Below are 21,749 nucleotides of genomic sequence, written 5' to 3'. Positions count from 1 at the left end.
GGCAAGTGCCGTCCTCACCGGTACTGCATCCGGGGTTGGCCACGATAGGTTCATGGTCAATTCCTCCCCACCGCTGTTGGACATCCTCAGCCAGACGCTGGCTGCCGAGTTGGCACTGCCCGATCCGGCTACCGCCACGGTCATCGTTGCCCGCCTGCTGGTTGCCATCGTGCTCGGCGGCATGCTCGGGCTGGAGCGTGAGGCCAAAGGCCGTGCCGCCGGGCTGCGCACCCATATCCTGGTCTGCATCGGCTCGGCCCTGTTCGTGATGGCCCCGCTGCTGGCCGGGGTCAGCCAGGCCGATGTCACCCGGGTGATGCAGGGCATCGTCTCGGGCATCGGCTTTCTTGGTGCCGGTGCCATCCTCAAGCTGGACCACGAAGAACGCGTGCAGGGGCTGACCACCGCCGCCGGGATCTGGGCGGCGGCAGCCATCGGCATGGCCGTAGGCATGGGCATGCACCTGCTGGCACTGGCCAGCACCGTGGCCGCCCTGCTGGTGGTCAGCCTGCTGCCGCGGCTGTTGCCGGACAAACCCGCCCCGCCGCAGTGAAGGCCGGCGCCCAGCGCCGCGCAGGCTGAGCCACTCAACCCTCGTCGGCACACCCGGGCGGGTACTGCCCCGGCCAGTGCCCGGCCCCGGTCCGTCAGGGCTGGCAACAAAACCGGTGCGTGCTCAGCGCCGACGCAGGGTGATCAGGTCAATCCGCGCCGGTACCCCGAGTCGGGCGCTGAAGCCATCCCATTGACCGGCACCGGCGCTGACGAGCAGGCGCATGTCCTGCAGCTGGTACTCGCCGCGGACGAAGCCGTGGTTGGCCGGGGCCACCAGCCAGCGGTCCATGCCGATGATGTGGCCGCCATGGGTGTGCCCGGAAAACTGCAGGTCCACCTGGCCACTGGCGGCAACCTCACGTGCCAGCTTGGGCTGGTGCACCAGCATCAGGTGGAAGCGCGAACCGGCCGGCACCTGCGTCAGCGTCGCTTCCAGGTCGGGTTTGGGGATGCCACTGCCCCAGGCACCGGCACGCCGCGCGGCCAGGTCGCCCAGACCGGACACGGTAAAGCGCACGCCGTTGTGTTCCAGGCTGACCGCACGGTTTTCCAGCACCGGCAGGCCAAGCTGGCCGAAGAAGGCCATCCAGTCGGCATAGTCGTGGTAGACCTCGTGGTTGCCCGGGGCCAGCCACACCCCCAATGGCGCCTGCAGCCCGGCCAGCGGCGCAGCCATCGGGCCACTGACGGCCACCGGGCCATCAACCATGTCGCCGGGCAGCACGATCAGGTCCGGGCGCGCGGCCAGGGTACGGCGGACGATCTCCTCGCTGCGGGCGCGGCCCTTGACCGGGGTCAGGTGCAGGTCGGCGAGCACCGCGATGCGCAGCCCGTCCAGCTCGGCCGGCAGCTGCTCGATCAGCAACGCGCTCTCACGCACCTGTGGCACCGCCAGCCCGTTGCCGATGCCCAGCACGGCAGCCAGCGCGGCAACCAGCACCGCGCCCTGGGTCAACCATGGCGCATGCCAGCGCCGCAGGCCGATTCCCGGCGTGCGCCGCAGCAGCCGCTCCAGCAGCGCATGCACCGCCCAGCCGGCCGTGCGCATGATCACGAACACCAGCAACAGCATGCCCAGCAGTACCAGGCCGCCGGCACCGACCTGCAGCCAGGAAATGGCCGCATAACCGAGCATGTCGCTACGCCAGACCACCACCATTGCCGGCAGCAGCAGGGCCACCAGCAGCGACAACCCGATCCGGCGCCAGCGCGCCGCACGCGGCAGAACGGTCAACGGCCACCAAAGCACAAAAGCCAACAACGGCAAAATCAACGAAACCAGCAGAATTCTCATCAGCAACCAGCGTCGGCCGGTTCACGGCCACTCCCGAGCAAGCCGTGCAGGGTGTCATGCCGGTGCCGGCAGTGCCAAGCCCATACATCAGACACAGTGATGCAATGGCGCACACCCGGCCATGGCCTGCGCGTAGCCCTGGGCAACTGCGCGCGGCCCGGGCGATGCGCTCAATCCACCGGCACCGGCCAGCGATGCTGCCGGAGTGGCTCACGCACTGCCAGCGCAGCGCAAAGCAACAACCGGTTCGATGCACGCCACGCTGCGGGCACAACCGACCACGGCCTGCGCACCATCTTCTAAGGCGCGCCCCCACAGCACCGGCAATGCCGCCGATACACCCACGTTGGCCAGCAGCGAAGCTGCATTGCGCAAGAGCTGCCTGCAGCGCAGCGCCAGACAGCCCGCCCATCCGATGCACGCAACGCCCCCCGGGGCACAGCCGACATCTCCGCCCACCCCCACGATTGACCGCACACACACCCCGCCGTCCCGGCGGATACCGGCAGCCGCCAGGCTGGACGGGCCGTGTTGCCGCGGTCCGCCGACACAAGGACGCTGGTCAGGGTCAGGGTCAGGGTCAGGGCCAGCGCACAGCAACGGCTGCGCGGCGGCCAATCACCCCCGGCCCGTGCAACACACGCCATGCGCCCATACGCACAAGGCACTGCCTAGGCAGACACCGGCAGCCGCCAGGCAGCCACTGCCGCTGTGCGGCAGCCAACCCTGGAAGCGGGGCAGCACCGGCTGCGTTGCAGCCAACCCGCCGCCAGGCTGGCGCAACTGCGGCGCGAAACTGGCGGATAATATGCGCCCGCTTGATGCGGCCCTCCCCTGTTTTCCGGTTGCAGCATGTCCCTCTCTCCCCCTCCCGCCGCCCCGGTGGCACACAAGCGTCCGCTGGGTTTCTGGTCGGCCACCGCCCTGGTGGTCGGCAGCATGATCGGCTCGGGCACCTTCCTGCTGCCGGCCGCGCTGGCCCCTTACGGCGCGGCCAGCCTGCTGGGCTGGGCGATCACCCTGTGCGGTGCGCTGCTGCTGGCGGTGACCTTTGCCCAGTTGGCGCGGCGCTGGCCGCAGACCGGCGGGCCGTATGTGTATGCCCGCAACGCCTTCGGCGAGCTGCCAGGTTTCATCGTGGCCTGGAGCTACTGGATCTCGATGTGGTGCGCGATAGCGGCCATCGCGGTGGCCTTTGCCGGCAGCATCGGCGCCATCTTCCCGCAGCTGACCAGCACCCCACTGCGTGCGGCCAGTTGTGGCCTGGCCGCGCTGTGGCTGTGCGCCGGCATCAACCTGCGCGGCGTGCGCGAAGCCGGCCGCATGCAGTTGCTGACCACCGTGCTCAAGGTGGTGCCGCTGCTGCTGTTCGGGCTGGTCGCGCTGTGGTTCATCGACAGCAGCCACTACGTGCCGTTCAACCCCAGCGGGCAATCGCTGGGCAGCGTCACCGCCGCCACCGTCGCCCTGACCCTGTGGGCGATGATCGGGCTGGAAGCAGCCACCGTGCCGGCCGATGCCGTGCAGGACGCCCCGCGCACCATTTCCCGCGCCACCGTAGCCGGCACTGCGATTGCCGGCCTGGCCACCGTGCTGGCCTGCACCAGCGTGCTCGGCCTGCTGCCGCGCGAGGTGCTGGCCGCCTCCGGCGCGCCGATGGCCGATGCCGCCAGCGCGTTGTGGGGCCCCACCGCCGGCCATGTCCTGGCGGTGGTGATGGCCATTTCCTGCCTGGGCGCGCTCAATGGCTGGACCCTGCTGGCCGCGCAGCTGCCAATGGCCGCCGCCCGCGACGGCGTGCTGCCGGCTGCATTCAAACGCCAGAACCGTCGCGGCACACCGGCCTTCGGCGTGCTGGTCAGCGCCGGGCTGGCCAGCGTACTGGTGGTTGCCAACTACAACCGCTCGCTGGTGGACCTGTTCACCTTCTCGGTGCTGCTGTCCACTGCCGCCACCCTGCTGCCCTACCTGGTCGGTGCGCTGGCCTGGCTGTGGCGCGGTGACGGCCTGGCCACCCGCCTGACCGCCGCTGGCGCCCTGGCCTTCAGCAGCTATGCGGTGATCGGTGTCGGTGGCGAAGCCCTGCTCTGGGGTGTGGTGCTGGTGCTGGCCGGGCTGCCGCTGTACGCGTGGATGCGCCACCGGCGCTGAGCCGGCCCGGATCCCAACCCTCGCCCCGGCACCTGCAGCAGGACACCCCCGGACGTGCCTGCGCGCGATGGGCCGCCGCCGGTGCAATGGCCGGCGAGCAAAGCATTGTTGTCGGGGACGCTCTCGCAAAACCGGGGCATACGGCCGGGGCGGTTGCTGCAAAAGCGCAAAGCGTCGCGAGCAAGCTCGCTTCCCGCAAAAGCCAGGGCATCGCGGCGGGCGAGGCTCACACAAAGCATGACTCGCCCTTGTGGGAGCGGCCTTGGCCGCGATGCTTTCCGCATAGCCCCGCCCGGGCATCGGCCTGCAGCGGTGTGGCACGGATACAACAACACGACTGCCTGCAGCCGATCCGGTTGCCATTGACTGCACCACGGCGCGTCAGCCAACCCGGCCACTGTCGCGGCAGCAGAAAGGCCAGTGCCAGGCCACTCCATTCATATTCAAAACAGCGGGCTGGCGCACCTGCTTCCCGCTGTTTTCCAGCGGCACCAACGCCTCGGACAGCATGCCCGGCCATGCCCGCTACAGATCGTGCCCCCACGTGCCGTTAATGGAACGCGGATTGCCGCCAACACGCAGCGCCACCCTCTCCCCGGGGTGTCAGCTGCCGCTGCTGGAGGGTCAATCCGGCGTTTACTGCCACCTGCCCGTACCTCCCCGACGGATCTCCCCCATGAATGAATTCCTGCAACGCTTCACCGTAGGCAAGCGCCTGTTTGCCGGCTTCGGCTTTCTGCTCGTACTGATGACCGTGATCGCGATCAGCGCGGCGCTGTCGCTGTCCACCCTGGAACGCCACCTGGACACCATTGCGGTGGAACGCACCACCAAGACCCGGCTGTCCAACACGCTGTACGACGCGGCCAACCTGCTCTACATCGACCTGCAGGCCCTGCTGCTCAGCGAGAACGAGGCCGAACGCGAGGCCGTGCTGACCCACATTGCGACCAACCGTGAGAATTTTGCCCGCGCCTATGACGAGCTGGCCGCGATGCCGGCCCGTGAGGACGGCAAGCGCATGGTGGCAGCCATCGCCAGCGCACGTCAGAGTGCCGCCCCGCTGAATGACGAGGTGATACGCCTGGCCATGGCCGGCGAGCAGGAACAGGCCCTGGTCCAGCTGCATGAAAAGGCCATCCCCGGCCTGCAGGCCTGGCGCGATGCGGTCACCGCCAACCTGGAACGCGAAAGCCGGATGATGCTGCAGGCCCAGGCCGAGGCCACCGCCGCCGCCCGGGCCCGCACCGTGCTGTTCGTGGTACTGGGCCTGGCCATGCTGGCCGGCGGCTTCCTGGCGGTGATGTTCACCCGCAGCCTGACCGGTCCGCTGGGCCGTGCCGCCGCCGCCGCGCGCGACCTGGCCAACGGCAAGCTCGATGGCGCGCGCCTGGTCGGTGGTGCCGACGAGGCCGGTGATGTGCTGCGGGCCATCCAGCAGACCCGCGAAGCGGTGACCGGCCTGAAAGACGGCCTGGAGGAAATGGCGCGCCAGCATGATGCCGGCACGGTGTCCTTCCGCACCGATGTCTCGCAGCTGCAGGGCGAGTACCGCATCGTGGCCGAGTCCATCAATACCCTGGTGCATGACCACATCACCGCCGCCCTGACGGCAGGTGAACTGGCCAACCGCTACGCCAGCGGTGACCTGAGCCAGGATTTCCCGCGCATGCCCGGCGAAAAGCAGGTGTTGATGCATGCCATGGACAGCGTCAAGACCAGCATCCAGGGCATCAGCGCGGAAATCCTGCGCATCAGCCAGGCCGCGGTGCAGGGTGATTTCAGCGTGCGCGGCGACGAGGCCCGCTTCGAGTTCGGCTTCCGCGAGATGGTGGCCAACCTCAACCAGCTGATGGCCACGGCCGATGGCAACCTGGGTTCGCTGTCGCAGCTGCTGCGCGGCATCGCCGAGGGCGACCTGAGCGTGCGCATGCACGGTGACTACCAGGGCGTGTTCGCGCGGATGCGTGATGACGCCAATACCACCGTCGCCAACCTGACCGGCATCGTCGGCCGCATCCAGCAGGCCACCGGCAACATCAACACCGCCGCCAGCGAGATCGCCACCGGCAACAGCGACCTGTCGCGCCGCACCGAGCAGCAGGCCGCCAGCCTGGAGGAAACCGCCGCCTCGATGGAGGAACTGACCTCCACCGTGCGCCAGAACGCCGATCACGCCCGCCAGGCCAACCAGCTGGCGATCGGCGCGGCCGACGTGGCCAGCTCCGGCGGCCAGGTGGTCGGCGAGGTGGTCAACACCATGGGCCAGATCGAGGAATCCTCGCGCCGCATCGCCGAGATCATCTCGGTCATCGACGGCATCGCCTTCCAGACCAACATCCTGGCGCTCAACGCGGCAGTGGAAGCGGCACGGGCCGGCGAACAGGGCCGTGGCTTTGCCGTGGTCGCCAGTGAAGTGCGCACCCTGGCCCAGCGCTCGGCCGCTGCCGCCAAGGAGATCAAGGACCTCATCGACGACTCGGTGGGCAAGGTCAACCAAGGCTCCACCCTGGTGCGCCGCGCCGGCAGCACAATGCAGGAAATCGTCAACTCGGTGCAGCGCGTCACCGGGATCATGGCCGAAATCAGCGCCGCTTCGCAGGAGCAGACCGCCGGCATCGAACAGGTCAACCAGACCGTGATGCAGATGGACGAAGCCACCCAGCAGAACGCCGCCCTGGTCGAAGAAGCCAGCGCCGCCGCCCGTGCGATGGAAGAACAGGCCAACCAGCTGGCCGACGCGGTAGCCGTATTCCGGCTGGAAGAACACAGCCAGCCAGTACATACCGCCACGCGCAGCGCCGCAGCCACCGCGCGCCCGCTGCCCACCGCAGCACGCCCGGCCCCGGCCGCCCGTCACACCGCCACCCCGGCCGCCCCCCGCAGCACCGGCAAAGCCACCGCACCGGCACGTGCGGCCACCACCACCAGCGCCAGCGCCAGCGACGACGACCAGTGGCAGGAGTTCTGATCCGTTCGCGGACTGAACGCCACTGACCGCCACAACAAAACACCCCGCACATGCGGGGTGTTTTTCTTCCTGCAGCAGCGCGCCTGCGCGCGACCATCGGGCTGCTCCAGCATTGCTGGCCGGAGTTCAACAAAAGTGCCAGGCATTGCACCCCTGTAGGAGTCAACTGTCTTGATCAGACGGCCATGGACGTTGCTTTTGTGGGAGCGCGCTTGCGCGCGATGACTATCAAGCCATGCCCACCAGCGCATCCTTGGCCTGGGCAATTGCAGTGGCGATACGCTGGCTGAAATCCGAAGGTTGGCTGGAAAGCAGGATCAGCCGGTCCAGCGCCCGGGTCATGGCCACATACAGCAGGCGGGCATCCTCACCCTCCCCGGCTTTGGGGTGCGGCATCTGGCCAATCCCCGGAATCACCACCAGCACAAACTCCAGCCCCTTGCTGGAAGCCATGCTCACCAGCTTGACCGTATCACCGCTGGCAAACAGCGCATCACGACCCTGCGTGCTCAAGCCGGAAGCCAGCGGAATCTGCGCCCGCTGCAGGGCCGTCTCCAGCCCCTTGGCCTGATAGTTGGTGCGATACAGAACGGCCATGTCCGACCAGGCCATGCCATCGCGATGGGCATCGCGCAGCACTTGCACCAGCTCGGCCATTTCCGCCCCGGCATGCGCGCACTGGCGAAGTTCCGGGTAGGGGCCATGGCGACCGGCTGACTCGGGCAGCACCTGTGGCACGCCATCCTCGTCCGCCTCGCGCGCCGCCAGCAGTTCGTGGGCAAAGGCCCGCGCCACGGCCAATACCTCGGTGGTGTTGCGGTAATTCAGGCGCAGGATGGTCGTACGGCCCTGGGCCTGGATGCCCACGCTGGAAAAACTGAAGGCCCGCTTCCTGCCACCGCGGTAGATGGACTGGGCATCGTCGTAGAGCACCAGCAGACGGTTGTGCTGCGGGTCGAGCATCTGCACCACCAGGGCAAACCAGTCCGGCTCGAAGTCATGTCCCTCGTCGATCAGGATGGCCGCGTACTGCGCGCGTGGCACCTGCCCCTGGTCCACCGAGCGGATCAAGCTGGCCACCAGCTCGGCGTTGTATATCTCCGCGCCCCGGCCTGGCACCGGCTTGCGCACCTGGTAAGCGGTGTGCATTTCCCCGCACCAGCCATGGAAGTGCTGCACCACCACACGATCACCGCCGCCACGCTCGGCAATCAACTGACGCAGCCGTGCCGACAGCGAGCGGTTGAAGCACAGCACCAGCACCGGCTTGTCCACCGCCCGGGCAATATGCAGGCTGCGGTAGGCCAGGATCATGGTCTTGCCGCTGCCGGCCACACCGTGGATCACCCGGTGCCCCTCGCCCAGCGAACGGGCCAGTTGCTCCTGCTGCAGGTCCATCACCTTCATCAAATCCGGCAGCAGGTCCTCGCCCGGGCCAAACAGGCCGAACTGCCCCGGTGCATGGGTGATGCGCAGCTCCGGGAACAGATGCCCGCGCACGCGGTCAATCTGCGGCAAGGTCAGCCGGCATGGAAACACCTGGGTGAACATGTCCCACAGCCGCTGCTGGAACACTTCGGCATCCACGCTGTCGGTCATTTCATCGGCACAGATCACCCGCTGCGGGTCCATCACCTCGGCCCAGCCCGCCTCGTTGAACTGCTTGCGGGTTACCCGGGTGAGCACTGCGCCCCAGCCATAGGGCATGCACAACCTGCCGGCATACGGCGTGTTGGCGCCCTGCTGCAGGGCACGGTCCTTTTCCAGCAGACCGGTGACCTGCAACAGGTAATGCCGCGCCTGGGTCAGCGGGTTGGGCACTTTCTTGATGCCCGCCCCGGTGTGCAACTGCGCCTGGGTGCTGTCCATGGCCAGCACCGTTTCCACCCGCCAGTCCTTGACTTCCAGCACCAGCACGCCGCGACTGGGGTGCAGCACGATGAAATCCGGATACACCGCCTTGGCCCCGACCGGCACGTTGCACCAGACCAGGTAATCGTCTTCAAGCTTCTTTTGCAGACGCTCGGCCAGACGGCGCTCACCGGGGGTGTCGAAACGGCAGGCAGAGAAATTGGGGAACAAGCGGGCCATGGATCCGTCCTTGATCGAGTGGTACAGCCAATCAGCCAGGCAAGACTACGACAATCCCGCCCCCGCACGCCTGTCGCGACCAAGGTCGATCCCACAAAAGGCAAGCCATCCAGCGCTCTTTTTAGGAGCGCGCTTGCGCGCGATCACCTTCCCAAGCATGGATTCAATTGTCATTGAGTCCATACGGCGAGCGCGTCTGAAGTCGCAGTTTCCAGGAGTTTTCGACCTGGACAACCTCATCAGATGGCATATCGGGCGAGACGCGCTGCAGGATGCTGAAAACGAACTGCTCCGGATCAAGTCCTCGCAACAATCGATTGCCCCCATCCCCACTGGCGGCGTAGTTCAACCAGCGACGCAGAATGTTCTCATTGCCGCTGGCCGAACCCACGTACCCCTGACAGGAAGCCTTGTCGAAGATGTAATAGATGCCCCGCCACTGTGCCAACACCTGCTGCCAACTCTTTGGCAAGACAGTCAACTGTGCCCAGTCAAGCGAAAGGCTCTGCCAGTCCGGCATGGCCTTGACCAACAGGCTTTCTTCATGAATCGCACGCACCGGGAATTGGTTCCGCGATGCCCATCGCCACCAGGATCGCTCGATGCCCGTCCAGTCAATCACCAGCCTTCCCTTCCACGCAGACAGGATTGGGGAAAGCTGGAGGTCAAACCAGAATGACGCACGCCCATCCTTAGGCCCTCGCGTACCGAGCTGCTGCAATTCCGCGTTTCCCGGCAATGCCCAAAAGTGCTGGACAGTGACCTGCTCGTGACCGGCCACTTCGTACAAGCCGACAAAGACGGCCCGCCCGGATTCGTGGCCGATGAAGGAAGCCAGGTACTTCGCCCTGGTCAATGCCTTTTCGACTACCTCACCGTGGTTTGACTGGAACGCGTTGTAGAGCTCCTGCCGCTCTGCCGCCAGCCACGGCAGGACCGCCCTCAACTCTTTCTCCGTAGGACGGTGACGCATCACCATCACTTCCGAGGGATCCAGCCCAGCCTTGATCAACAGGTCATTGAATTCGATCATCCGCCCTTGGCTCCCCTGCCTGCAGGCATCAAGCAACAGACCAGGACGCAGACAGCGCCTCGGCCTGCCGCAGCACGGTCTGCACAGCGGCATCGCGCAGATCAGGCGGGTAGCCATATTTGCGCAGAATTCGTTTTACCAACACTCGCATGCGGGCACGGGCCGAGTCACGGCGGGCCCAGTCCACGGTGACGTTCTCGCGCAAGCTGGTCAGCAGTTCATGGGCAATCACCTTCAGCTGGTCATCGCCCATCACCTGCACCGCGCTGTCGTTCTCGGCCAGGGCGTCGTAGAACGCGATTTCCTCATCCGACAGACCGGCTTCCTCACCACGCTGCCGCGCTGCACGCAGGTCCTTGGCCAACTTGATCAGCTCGGCCAGCACTTCGGCGGTGGTGATGGCATTGGCATGGTAGCGCGCCACCGCATCTTCCAATCGCTGCGAGAAGGCTTTGGTTTCCACCACGTTGGCCTTGCTGCGTGAGCGGATACCGTCGTTGAGCAGCTTGCGCAGGGCTTCCAGCGCGAGGTTCTTCTTCTCCATCTGCTGCACTTCGGCCAGGAACTCGTCGGACAGGATGGAAATATCCGGCGAAGAGACGCCCGCTGCGGCCAGGATGTCCACGATCTCGGTGGACACCACCGCGCGGCTGACAATCTGCTGGATGGCCAGTTCCCGCTCCTGCTGGGTCACGCCCGAACCCGTGCTGCTCTTGACCAGTGCTTCGCGGATGGCCTGGAAGAAGCCCACCTCCTCGCGAATCGCCTTGGCCTCATCGGAAGCCGATGCCAGCGCATACGCCTTGGACAACGCCAGCACCGCATCCTGGTAACGACGATGCGCCTCCTTCTTGCCCTGCTCGGCGGTCTCCCTGGCAGCCAGCGTCTGCTGCATGTCCAGGATCCACTCGATCGCGCCGGCCATCATCACCAGGCGCTGCTGCGGGGTGCCGTTCAAGGCAGTGAGATAGTTAAAGCCGTGGTACATATCGCGCACCACTTCGTACTTCTCCAGCATCACCGCAATGGCCTGCGCCTCGTCAACGCCCGTGTTTTCCTGGTCGCTGTTCGAGTACTGCTGCAAGGCAGATTTCAGGCTCTGGGCGATACCGATGTAATCAACGATCAACCCGGCCGGCTTGTCACGGAACACACGGTTTACACGGGCGATGGCCTGCATCAGGCCGTGGCCCTTCATCGGCTTGTCCACGTACATGGTGTGCATGCACGGCGCATCGAAGCCGGTCAGCCACATGTCGCGCACGATCACCAGCTTGAGTGCGTCCTTCGGATCGCGCGCCCGCTTGGCCAACAAATCACGACGTGCCTTGTTGCCGATGTGTGGCTGCCATTCCTGCGGGTCACTGGCCGCACCGGTCATGACGATCTTGACCGCACCGGTATTGTCATCCTCACTGTGCCACTCCGGCCGCAGCTTGATGATGGCCTCGTAGAGCTTGACGCAGATACGGCGGCTCATGCACACCACCATGGCCTTGCCATCCAGCGCGGCTACACGGCTCTCGAAATGCTCAACGATGTCCTTGGCCACCAAGTCCAAACGCTTGTCGCTGCCCACCAGGGCCTCGACCGTGGACCACTTTTTCTTCAGTTTTTCCTGCTCGGTCTCCGGAACATCCTCGGTGAGCTCGTCCACCTCGGTGTCGATCTTCGGCTTCTCTTCCTCGTCCAGCTCGATGCGGGCCAGGCGGGATTCGTAATAGATCGGCACGGTGGCGCCGTCTTCCACCGCGCGGCTGATGTCGTAAACATCGATGTAGTTGCCGAACACGGCCGGCGTGTTGACGTCGTCGGCCTCGATGGGCGTGCCGGTAAAACCGATGAAACTGGCATTGGGCAGCGCATCACGCATGTACTTGGCAAAACCGTAGGAAATGTCACCGGTCTTGCTGTCAAGCTTGGCCCGGAAGCCGTACTGGCTGCGGTGGGCTTCGTCGGCGATGACCACCACGTTGCGGCGCTCGGTCAAGGGCTCGCTCACCTCACCGAACTTCTGCAGGGTGGTGAAGATCACACCGCCCGAGGCACGGTTGAGCAGCTTCTGCAGGTCTTCCCGGCTGTCAGCCTGGACCGGCGTCTGCCGGATCAGGTCACGGCACATCGAGAAGGTGGCAAACAGCTGGTCATCCAGATCGTTGCGGTCGGTAAGTACCAGCAGGGTCGGGTTGGCCATGCCGGGATGCTTGACCAGTTGACCGGCGTAGAAGGCCATCAGCAGGCTCTTGCCCGAGCCCTGGGTATGCCAGATGACACCGGCGCGCTTGTCGCCGGGTTTCTGCGTGGCCACGCTGGGCAGGCCATAGTCGGCCGGGTCTTCCCGCTGCCAGAGGCCCAGGGCGGCGGCGCGCAGCGTGGAATCCACGGCATGGCGCACCGCGTGGAACTGGTGGTAACCGGCAATGATCTTGGCCAAGCCGGAGCCGGTTTCACCGAACACGGTGAAGTCACGCAGCAGTGCCAGCAGGCGGCTATGTTCGAACACCCCTTCGATCACGGTGGACAGCTCGGGCTCGCCCTTGGCTGCCACGTCCTTGCCATCGGTGGTGCGCCAGGGCATGAAGCGCTCCAGGTTGGCCGACAGCGAGCCCACACGGGCCGCAATGCCATCGGAGGTGACCAGCAGGGCATTGGTGTGGAACAGCTGCGGGATCTGCTGCTTGTAGGTCTGCAGCTGGTTGTAGGCCCCGAGCAGGTTCGCCCCGGCGCTACCCGGCGCCTTGAGCTCGATCACGCCCAGCGGCAGGCCGTTGACGAACACCACCACGTCCGGCCGGCGGTTGTGCTGGCCATGGATCACCACGAACTGGCTCACCGCCAGCCAGTCGTTGTTGTGCGGGTTGTCGAAGTCGATCAGGGCGACCTTGCCGGCGGTCAGCGTGCCATCGGCGGCGTAGTACTCTACATCAACCCCTTCGGTGAGCAGGCGGTGGATACGCCGATTCTCCTCCAGCAGGGACGGCAGCTCGGACTGCATTACCTTGCGCACCGCCTCATGGCGAGCATCTTCCGGGATGGCCGGATTCAGCCGGGCGACGGCTTCCTCGAAGCGGCGCATGAGCACTACATCGCCATGGCTTTCGCGTTCAGGACACAGGCCGTCCGGGCCTATCCTTTCCTCAACCTCCAAGGCAAACCCCAGCCCACGCAGCTGATCCAGCAGCGCCTGTTCAATTTCAGCTTCCGACAAGAACGCCATCCATCCCCCAGTTCATTTGACGCGTAGGAACAATGTTCCTATGATTGCCAGCAATACGACCGGCGCCTCTGCACTTCTTGTGTACGCGTCGGTTTTCATTTGTCTGGTTCCGGCTGTTGCCACAGCGGCCATGCCTGCCAGCCGGATACTGCGCCCAATTCCCGCGGCGAGAAAGCGGCAGGAAACTCATTGTGCAGCAAGTGCGCAAAGCGCTGTCCCCAACACGAGCGCGGGCAGATCACGCGCAACAGGTGCTGCATCAGGCAGAAGTAGAAAAACGGCCTCGCCCCGTTCAGTTCTGGCGACCAGCCCGCTGGAACCGGTGACAACTCCAGCACGTTGATGTTCCACAAGCGGCTGTGGTGCGCAGACACGTTGCGGATGAAGTTCAGGCTGCGCAGCCATTGGGCGAAGGCGCGCCCATCCGGCGCGCCGTAGAGCGCGGCAATGGTCTGTTGATCGGCATACTGCATCCCGGCAAACAACTTGGACAGCAGGCCGAAATCCCAAATCTCGATCGCCGCCCAGATCGGCAATGCGCCGTACTGCTGCAGATGATGGGCAACAAACGGCTCCTTGCGGGAGCGGTGCAGCATCGAGGCATATTTATCCAGCCACAGTTGATGCTCTGTCCTGCCCTGGTTCTGGCCGTTGGCAATGACCTTTTTGGCAAAGTTGCCATGCAGGCAGTCAGGGTTTTCATATGCACGTGGATCACGCTCGCCCAGCAGGTGGGCAATGTCCACGCGCACTGCCGTCTCGATGCGTTCCAGCGCGTCCAGCGCCAGCAAACGCAGCTTCTTGTCGAAGACGTACAGCCGCACCACATCCTCGAAGCGGCTGCCGGCGCGGAAGGTATCCGCACGCACTGCCCGCCCCTGCACCTGCGAAGCCGCCAGGTCGATGGCACGCAGCGGGTACCAATAGCCACTCAGGCGGTAATAGCCCAGGCGCTTGAGATACGAGCGTGCCGCCGCCTCATCCTCGACCTGCAGGCCGCGCTGCTGCAATTGCTGCAGCTGGTCATCAAAAGCCATCCATGGCTTTAGCGGCTTCACGGCGTGGCGTCCTCGTTGAGTGAGGAAACGCGCAGCTCACCGGAGATCAGCTTGGGCAGCAGGGTGTCGCGCAGACAGGTAAGACTCCTACTTTTCTGCACATTCATGAGAATGGAGTCGAACATACAGCCCACCGCATTTTCGTATTCGCCCAGAATGACCTTAGACGGAAGAATGCAGCGAACTGAATCAAATGTGGACCGGGTGATGGTTGAAAAAACCGAGCCGTGAGCCATAGCTTTGAGCTGATCAACCATCAGCTGTGCCGATTGATATATGTAGTAATTGCCGAACCCATCAACACCCTTCAGGCCATAGCACGACTGATTGAAGGTCATTGACCGACCTGCAATCGCCAGATTACCGACAGTGCCTCGAGCAGAAATGATCGTCACCCCACGATCAATCAAGCGCACTGAACTATTCGACAAACCTTCTTTCGTGATGTTTTTTTCAGTTTCAACAACAAAGACGCTACCAGGCGCAGGCGTATCAACCACTGAGAACCAAGAGATATCGCCACCCCAGTACTCATCAACAGATGTTTTCGGGGTTCCTCCGCCTATAATTTCAACGACATCCGTATAACAACCTGCGCCCCACCCCTCCGGAATCAGACCAAGCTCAGAGTCGACAAGCTTATCGGGGAAGAGGTCGTAGAGGTGCGCGGGCAGTCCTGGCAGCGACTGCCCGCGCTGCCAGCGGCCTTCCATCTTGGCGCGCACGGGTTCGAAGTCCACGAACCAGGCCTTGAACAAGGCGCGGGCCATGGCCTCCAGCGTTTCGTTCTGCTTGCGATTGAGTTCGATCTTGTCATCCAGCGTGCCGAGGATATGGGCGATGGCGCGCTGTTCATTTAACGAGGGAATAGGAATCACGAGCTTTGCAAGATCACCCCCAGTGATACCTGCTACAGCAACTTGCCGGCGAATCGTATCGAGCAAATGGAAACCTACCGGAGAATTGAAAAAGTAGTACAGATAGAGTGAGTCGGCCTTGGATTTATCTGGACGCGCACGAATGATGGATGACTCGAAGGTTGTTGCCTCATCGACATCAAGAACCACGGAGCACTTTCCCGCCCCCTCAGCAGTCAGTGAGCGGCGCGCGAATATTAGGTCGCCAGCTTCGAGCAAGAATCGAGACTCTTCTGATGCATTCAACTCAACACGCCTCATCGTCACGGAGCGTAGTCGAGGATGCGCAAATAACTCGCCCATATTCACGATCTTTGCGCCGCGACCATGAAACTCCTTCTTTTTGTAAATGCCGTTACGCACAGGCTCGGCAAGCAGCTCTTTGAAAGAAAATTCCTTCCACTCACTCGCCATACCCAAGCTCCTTCAGGTTGGCCTCGATCGCCGCATCCAGCCGCGCCGCTTCCGCACTATGCTCACGCCACTGCGCGGACAGCCGCGTCATCTTCTCGGTGAACGGCTCGCCATCGTCCTCCACATCTGCCGCGCCCACATAACGCCCCGGCGTGAGCACGTGACCGTTCTTGCGGATGTCCTCCATCGAGGCGGATTTGCAGAAGCCCGGCACATCGGCGTACTCGCCGGCATCAGTCTCGCCGCGGTCGCTCCCGGGCGTCCTGCCCTCCGCGACACTGGGGCCTCCTGCCCGGCGCCAGGCGTGGTAGGTATCGGCGATCTTCTGCACGTCCTCATCGGTAAGTTCGCGGCGGGTGCGGTCCACCAGCTCACCCATGTTGCGGGCATCGATGAACAATACCTGCCCGCGCCGGTCGCGCAGGCCATGGCCCGCGTTCTTGTTGCGGGTCAAAAACCACAGGCAGGCGGGGATCTGGGTGGAATAGAACAGCTGGCCCGGCAGGGCCACCATGCAGTCCACCACGTCGGCTTCGAGCATGGCGCGGCGGATCTCGCCTTCACCGCTCTGGTTGGAGCTCATCGAGCCATTGGCCAGCACCACACCGGCGGTGCCGTTGGGTGCCAGGTGGTGATAAATATGCTGCAGCCAGGCGTAGTTGGCATTGCCTACCGGCGGCACGCCGAACTGCCAGCGCACGTCTTCGCGCAGGCGCTCGCCGCCCCAGTCGGAGATGTTGAACGGCGGGTTGGCGAGGATGAAGTCGGCCTTGAGGTCGCGCAGCTCGTCCTTGTGGAAACTGCCCTCGTTGTTCCAGCGGATGTCCGAATCAATACCGCGCACAGCCAGGTTCATCTTGGCCAGGCGCCAGGTGGTGTAGTTCGATTCCTGGCCATAGATGGCGATATCGCCGATGCGACCGCCGTGTTCGGCGACAAACTTTTCCGACTGCACGAACATGCCACCTGAGCCGCAGCAGGGGTCATAGACGCGGCCGGTGATACCGCGTGCTGGGTCCGGCACGGGCTTGAGCATTTCCACCAGCACCCGCACCACCGAGCGCGGAGTGTAGAACTCGCCACCGCGCTTGCCTTCGGCACCGGCGAACTGGCCCAGGAAGTATTCGTACACACGGCCGAGAATGTCCTTGGAGCGGTCACCCTCTTCGTTGAGGGCAATGCCGGAGATCAGGTCAATCAGCTCGCCCAGCATCACCTTGTTCAGTGCCGGGCGGGCGTAGTCCTTGGGCAGCACACCTTTGAGCGATTCGTTGTCCTTTTCGATGGCGCGCATGGCGTCATCGATCAGGGTGCCGATGGTCGGCTGCTTGGCGCTGGCCTGCAGATGCGACCAGCGCGCCTGCTTGGGTACCCAGAACACGTTCTCGGCCAGGTATTCGTCCTTGTCCTCGGCCGCCTGCGCATCTTCTTCCAGCAGGGCCTGGTGCTTGGCCTCGAAGGCATCGGAGATGTATTTGAGGAAGATCAGCCCGAGCGCGACGTGCTTGTAGTCGGACGGCTCCATGTTGCCGCGCAGTTTGTCGGCGGCCTTGAACAGCTCGGCCTCGAAGCCCAGCCCGTCGTTCTTGTCGCCTTTGGTTTTCTTGGCCTTGGCCATGGTGTTGCCTCGTATGAGAACGGCCCTGCCCGCCTGGGCAGGTGCCGGGGTAATCAGTCTTCGGCCGCCAGGAACCAGACCGGCTTGAGCGGCAGGCGGCGGCGGGCGGTGTCATCAAGCTGGGCGTGGTGGCGCGTCCACAGGCCGATAAGCTGGTCGGCATCGATCAGGGTGATGCGGCGGTGGGAGGTGCGCGCTTCCAGCTCGGCGTCCTTGGTGAAGCCGGACAGGGCCACGAACAGGCCGACATCGCCCTCGCCCAGCACGGCCATGAAGCTGCGCATGCCCATCACGTCGATGCGCGGGGAGTTGGCATTGCGCTTGACCTGCACCTTGATGCGCGGCGGGCGGGTGCCCAGCGGGTCGTTGAAAGCCAGCACGTCCACACCGCCGTCCTTGCCCGGCGGGGCAATCCAGGCCACGTGGTAGCCCATGGCGGTGAGCAGGGAACCGACCAGCTCCTGGAATTCATAGGGCGGCATGGCCGCCAGATGGGCATGGATCTGCTCGCGGGCAGTTTCCTCGGCCGTTTCCAGGGTGATGCTGGCCTCGTGCTCGATGACCAACTCGTCCACGGCATCGGGCACCTCGGCCACGGGCTGGCCCTTGCGCCATTGTTGGTACAGGCGCACCGCCTCGCGGTAGAAGTCGCCCGGCTGCGGAAACTGCTGCAGCGCCTTGCAACCTTCTTCTGTGACCGACCAGATACCGCTGGATTTGAGCATCCAGCCGGCCTTGACCGCATCCACGGTGGAAAAACGCACGATCTTCTCGAAACGCCGGCCACCGGCGGGGTACTCGCCGGCCTCGTAGTCGGTAAGTGTCACGGTGTTTTCCAACGCTGCCAGCGCTTCTGCGGCTTTCAACCCTTCCGGATTGGCGCGCAGCAGCTCGAACAGCGTACGCAGCAGATACCCTGTGCGTTCGCGGGTGATGTTGGCCATTGGAAACTCCCCAGAATCCTTTCAAGACATTGCGCTGCGGGCTGACAGGCAGGCAGCGCCCTGATGGATTCTAGTCACAGTTGTCGCTGCAGGTGAGATTCGGCCAGTCGCGACCAAGGTCGCTCCCACACAGGCGAGTCATCGCGACCCGGCAGCATTCCCACAGCAGCACGAACACCGTGGCTGCAAGCGATCAGCGGCTGGCCGGCTCCAGCCGATACGTGGTGCTGACCATGTACTCCCCAGCCGGCAGCTGGGCACGTACGTCCACGCGGTGCTCGCCGGCTTCCAGTTTGGTCGGTACGGGGGCGCGCCAGAGGTGGGTGGAGGGTTCGGCCTCGGGGCTGCGGTCAAAGCCGCGCAGGCCGGGGGCAAGGTCGTCGATGGCGTTTTCGGCCAGCAGGGCCGGGTCGGGTTTGTCGATGCGGGTCATCGGCTGCCACGCACCACCGTCGACGCGGAACTCAACCACGGTGTCGGCCTGGCCCATCCAGACATTGGCATACAGGCCCCAGGCCGGGTACGCGCCCTGGCGCAGTACGCGCGGGGCGTGCAGGTGCATCTGCGCCTGTGCCGGGGCACGGGCGGCGCGGTATTCCAGCGTGTAGCCGCCCTGCCCGTCCACCTGCAGCAGGCCGTAGCCGTTGGGCGTGCCATCGGCCATCGTGGCTACCGGAATGCCGGTCGCATCGGCCACCCCGGACCAGTACGAGCCGCAGGCCGCGCCGACGTTGTATTCGTGCAGCGCACCTACGCCCTGCCAGCCATCGGCCGGGCCGTAATGGCGGTGCTGCTGGGTGTGGGTGTGGCCGCTGAGGACCAGCCGCTTGGGGAAGCGGGCCAGCAGGTCGAACAGTTTCTGCCGGTCGGCCACGCGGAAGTTGGCATCAAACAGCGGCATGTGCATGCCGACCACCACCAAACGGCTGTCATCCAGCGTGGCCAGGTACTGGGTGAGGAAATCGAACTGGTCCTCGCGCAGGCCGCCGATGTAGGCCGGGCGCTGGCCGGGCTGGGCGATGATGTCATCCAGGCCAATAAACACCGCCTGCGGCTCTTCCCAGGCAAAGGTGTCCGGGCCCAGCGCACGCTGGAAGCTGGTCAGGGCATCGGCATCGCTGCTGGCGTCCATGTCCATGTCGTGGTTGCCGGGGATGTGCAGCCACGGCACGCCCAGGCGCGTGGTCTGGGCGGTCAGCGCCGGGTACAGGCCCATGTCATCGTTGGTGATGTCGCCCAGGGTCATGCCCAGGTGGGCACGGTGCGTGCCGATCAGCGGCTCGATGATGTCGCGGGCGTAATAGCCCACCTCGGTCATGTCGGTGGTCTGGCTGTCGGCAAACAGCAGGCTGGTCAGGGTGGCCGGGGCCAGGGTCTGCCGCTGCAAGGCAAAGCCACGGCACTGCACGGGGCGTGGCATCGCTGGCTGGCCAGGGCCTTGCAGTGCGGCGGGGTCATCACGGTGGCGCCAGGTATCGGGCAGGCCGTCGGCCCGCTGGCCCGGCTGCCAGCCGGCCGGCTTGATGATTGACACCACCGCCGCATCGGAAGCCGCCAGCTGGTAGCGGCCCTGGGCATCGGTGCGCACGATCTGCCGGCCATCGCTGACCAGCACGCCTTCGATACCGGCCTCGCCCTGCCCGCGCCGACCGTCGCCATTGGCATCGTCAAACACCAGGCCGGTGAAGCACGGCGACTGCGCCGCGGCAAACGGGGACAGCGCCAGCAACAGGCTGGCGACCAGGACGTGGCGCATGCGGCGCTCCGGAAAAAACGGGAGCGCCATTGTAGAAGGCCGCGCGCGCCAGCGCGCCTGGCGCGGTGTACCTGCGCGCGATCAGCCGGCCAGTGCCAGCCGCCGCAGGGTCATGGCGGCTCGCTGCTGGATCTCGCCCACGATGCTTGCGATGGTCGGGTTGCCAGAGAACGGGGGCGCTTGCGCCAGCTCCCCTGCCAGCCCTGGCAGTGTGCCTGCCATTTTCGACAGCAGCTTGAGCGTCAGCTTGGGCGAGAACCCCGCCTCGGCCGCCAGGGCTTCCCAATGCCGGCGGTGGATCTGGTCAAAGGCATATTTGCTGCCGATCTTCATGGCCATCTTCTGGCTCAGGCCAGCGTAGATGGACAGACACATCGCGTCGTACAGCGGTGCCAGCCTGCGCCCCCCCTTGCGGTCACTGAGCAGGGAAAAATTCTTGCCATGTGCATCGTTGTTGCCGATCAGGGCGTTGAAGATGACGTAGCGCAGCAGCTCTTCCAGATGGCGCGCTGGTGGGTTCGTCGCCCTGCGTACGAGATCAAAACACTGTGCCAGCGCAGGACCACCTTCGTTCTGGTATTTCAGCTCCGGGACGATGCCCAGTGCCTGACAAAAGTCTTCCTGGTGAGCGCGTACTACCGACGTTGCTGCCATCAGCCGGTCGTAGCGCTGTACCAGCAGCACAGGTTTACCGTTGATCACACGAATGAACGAGGCTGCTGCCTGCAAACCGGCCTTGCTGGCCAGTTGCAGGCAGAACGCTTCGTTCAGGACGGTATCGGCATAACCGGCAATCGCTGGCTTGAGGATATGCGTGCTGGGGGTGCCATTACGCGGCAGGCCAATCCTGCCCCCATCCACCACCACAGCCAATTTGTCCTGCACACCGGCCAGCGAAATGCGCACGCCATCATGGCTGTTGCCCAACGGGCGCGTCGGCAACTGCTCCACTTCCTGTGCCAACGCCTGATCATCCAGCCACAGCACATCCTGGGTACTGTCATCGGCAGGTTTGTGCCCTTCGGCAAGCAGGCTGACGGCACCGGCGCATTCGCCAGCCAGTGCATCGAGCAGGGCGAAATCATTGCCTTCGGACACCTGGAGCTGTCGCGACAATGCCTTGCGCAGGTTGCCTTCGGGCAACAGACCGGCGAACCAGGCACGTGTTGTCAGGTGATCGAAAGTCTGTTCCTGCAGCGGCAGGGCCACAGAGAGCGGGCGCGCATCGGCAGCAGCGAGCCAATCGGACGCATAGGCAAAAACCAGCTCGCCACGCTCCATGCGCAGCTCTCCCACACGGCTCTGGTTGATCCAGACCTGGAGCGAACCTGTGCCTGATCCTGTCATCGCTGACCTCCTTCGGCCGGCGTCGGCCAGCCATCCAGGCGCAGCCTGCCCCCCAGGGTGGTTATCACCTGCAGGATCTTGCCTATCTGTGCGGTCGGCTTTCCGGCTTCCAGGTCCACGACAAATCGCAGACCCACCCCGGCAGTGAGGGCGACCTGTGCCTGGGTCAGCCCGGCCTGTTTGCGGGCAGCGCGGACGGCCTGGCCCAGTTGGGCGGCATTGCTGATCTGCTGCATATCGACCCCGTTCCCGCTCGGGAAAATCATCAACGGAATGGTCGAAGTCTAACGCAAAATTCCCGATCGGGAATCAAAAGAGAAAGGAAGCCTATTCTCTAGGAAAATTTACCGATCGGGAACCAGATCACAGCCAAAGCCGCTCGC

The 21,749-nt window shown here is 64.6% G+C and carries 14 protein-coding genes; 3 read left to right on the top strand and 11 right to left on the bottom strand.

The annotated features are described in order from the left end of the window. Nucleotides 1-52 precede the first annotated feature (52 nt). The gene (locus tag ABB25_RS04590) at nt 53-553 is read left to right on the top strand and encodes an MgtC/SapB family protein (protein WP_182621923.1); all 501 of its coding nucleotides are present in this window, start codon (nt 53-55) and stop codon (nt 551-553) included. Between the two features lie 123 nt (nt 554-676). On the opposite strand, the gene ABB25_RS04585 is transcribed toward ABB25_RS04590, so the two are convergent. Beyond that, nucleotides 677-1,789 carry a metallophosphoesterase gene (locus ABB25_RS04585; protein WP_057664301.1) on the bottom strand — a complete coding sequence of 371 codons (1,113 nt, stop codon included), beginning with the start codon at nt 1,787-1,789 and terminating at the stop codon, nt 677-679. Nucleotides 1,790-2,701: 912 nt separating this feature from the next. On the opposite strand from ABB25_RS04585, the gene ABB25_RS04580 reads away from it, so the two are divergent. Further along, a complete protein-coding gene (locus ABB25_RS04580; RefSeq protein ID WP_057664300.1) occupies nt 2,702-4,000 on the top strand; it encodes an amino acid permease in 1,299 nt (432 codons plus the stop codon). A gap of 676 nt (nt 4,001-4,676) precedes the next feature. Further along, complete coding sequence (locus ABB25_RS04575) at nt 4,677-6,971, top strand: methyl-accepting chemotaxis protein (RefSeq protein WP_057664298.1); 2,295 nt, start codon at nt 4,677-4,679, stop codon at nt 6,969-6,971. Nucleotides 6,972-7,199: 228 nt separating this feature from the next. On the opposite strand, the gene ABB25_RS04570 is transcribed toward ABB25_RS04575, so the two are convergent. The 10 genes from ABB25_RS04570 to ABB25_RS04525 form a co-directional block, all read right to left on the bottom strand. Continuing rightward, nucleotides 7,200-9,062 (bottom strand): DEAD/DEAH box helicase, encoded by a 1,863-nt coding sequence (locus tag ABB25_RS04570; protein ID WP_057664296.1) that lies wholly within the window; start codon nt 9,060-9,062, stop codon nt 7,200-7,202. A gap of 163 nt (nt 9,063-9,225) precedes the next feature. Then, nucleotides 9,226-10,095, bottom strand: coding sequence for a GIY-YIG nuclease family protein (locus ABB25_RS04565; RefSeq protein WP_211259283.1), 870 nt, complete (start codon nt 10,093-10,095; stop codon nt 9,226-9,228). Between the two features lie 28 nt (nt 10,096-10,123). Beyond that, a complete protein-coding gene (locus ABB25_RS04560; protein ID WP_057664293.1) occupies nt 10,124-13,312 on the bottom strand; it encodes a type I restriction endonuclease subunit R in 3,189 nt (1,062 codons plus the stop codon). Nucleotides 13,313-13,407: 95 nt separating this feature from the next. Beyond that, nucleotides 13,408-14,370, bottom strand: coding sequence for an Abi family protein (locus ABB25_RS04555; protein WP_211259282.1), 963 nt, complete (start codon nt 14,368-14,370; stop codon nt 13,408-13,410). Next, nucleotides 14,367-15,701, bottom strand: coding sequence for a restriction endonuclease subunit S (locus ABB25_RS04550; protein ID WP_057664287.1), 1,335 nt, complete (start codon nt 15,699-15,701; stop codon nt 14,367-14,369). The genes ABB25_RS04555 and ABB25_RS04550 overlap by 4 nt, the downstream gene beginning before the upstream one ends. Then, complete coding sequence (locus tag ABB25_RS04545) at nt 15,691-17,319, bottom strand: class I SAM-dependent DNA methyltransferase (protein ID WP_057664285.1); 1,629 nt, start codon at nt 17,317-17,319, stop codon at nt 15,691-15,693. The genes ABB25_RS04550 and ABB25_RS04545 overlap by 11 nt, the downstream gene beginning before the upstream one ends. A 53-nt stretch (nt 17,320-17,372) precedes the next feature. Beyond that, on the bottom strand, nt 17,373-18,263 hold the full coding sequence (locus ABB25_RS04540) for a restriction endonuclease (RefSeq protein ID WP_057664283.1): 891 nt from the start codon (nt 18,261-18,263) through the stop codon (nt 17,373-17,375). Between the two features lie 193 nt (nt 18,264-18,456). Then, nucleotides 18,457-20,019, bottom strand: a complete 1,563-nt coding sequence (locus tag ABB25_RS04535; protein ID WP_244477745.1) for a calcineurin-like phosphoesterase C-terminal domain-containing protein — start codon at nt 20,017-20,019, stop codon at nt 18,457-18,459. 81 nt (nt 20,020-20,100) lie between these two features. Beyond that, nucleotides 20,101-21,366: a type II toxin-antitoxin system HipA family toxin gene (locus ABB25_RS04530; protein ID WP_057664276.1), complete on the bottom strand. Its 1,266-nt coding sequence runs from the start codon at nt 21,364-21,366 to the stop codon at nt 20,101-20,103. Beyond that, entirely contained in the window at nt 21,363-21,602 is a 240-nt protein-coding gene (locus ABB25_RS04525) for a helix-turn-helix transcriptional regulator (RefSeq protein WP_057664273.1), read from the bottom strand. The genes ABB25_RS04530 and ABB25_RS04525 overlap by 4 nt, the downstream gene beginning before the upstream one ends. Nucleotides 21,603-21,749: the final 147 nt, after the last annotated feature.

Source organism: Stenotrophomonas koreensis, assembly GCF_001431525.1.
Lineage (GTDB): Bacteria > Pseudomonadota > Gammaproteobacteria > Xanthomonadales > Xanthomonadaceae > Stenotrophomonas > Stenotrophomonas koreensis.
The sequence above is the reverse complement of the archived record's forward strand: the minus strand, read 5'-3'. Positions and strand labels throughout refer to the sequence as shown.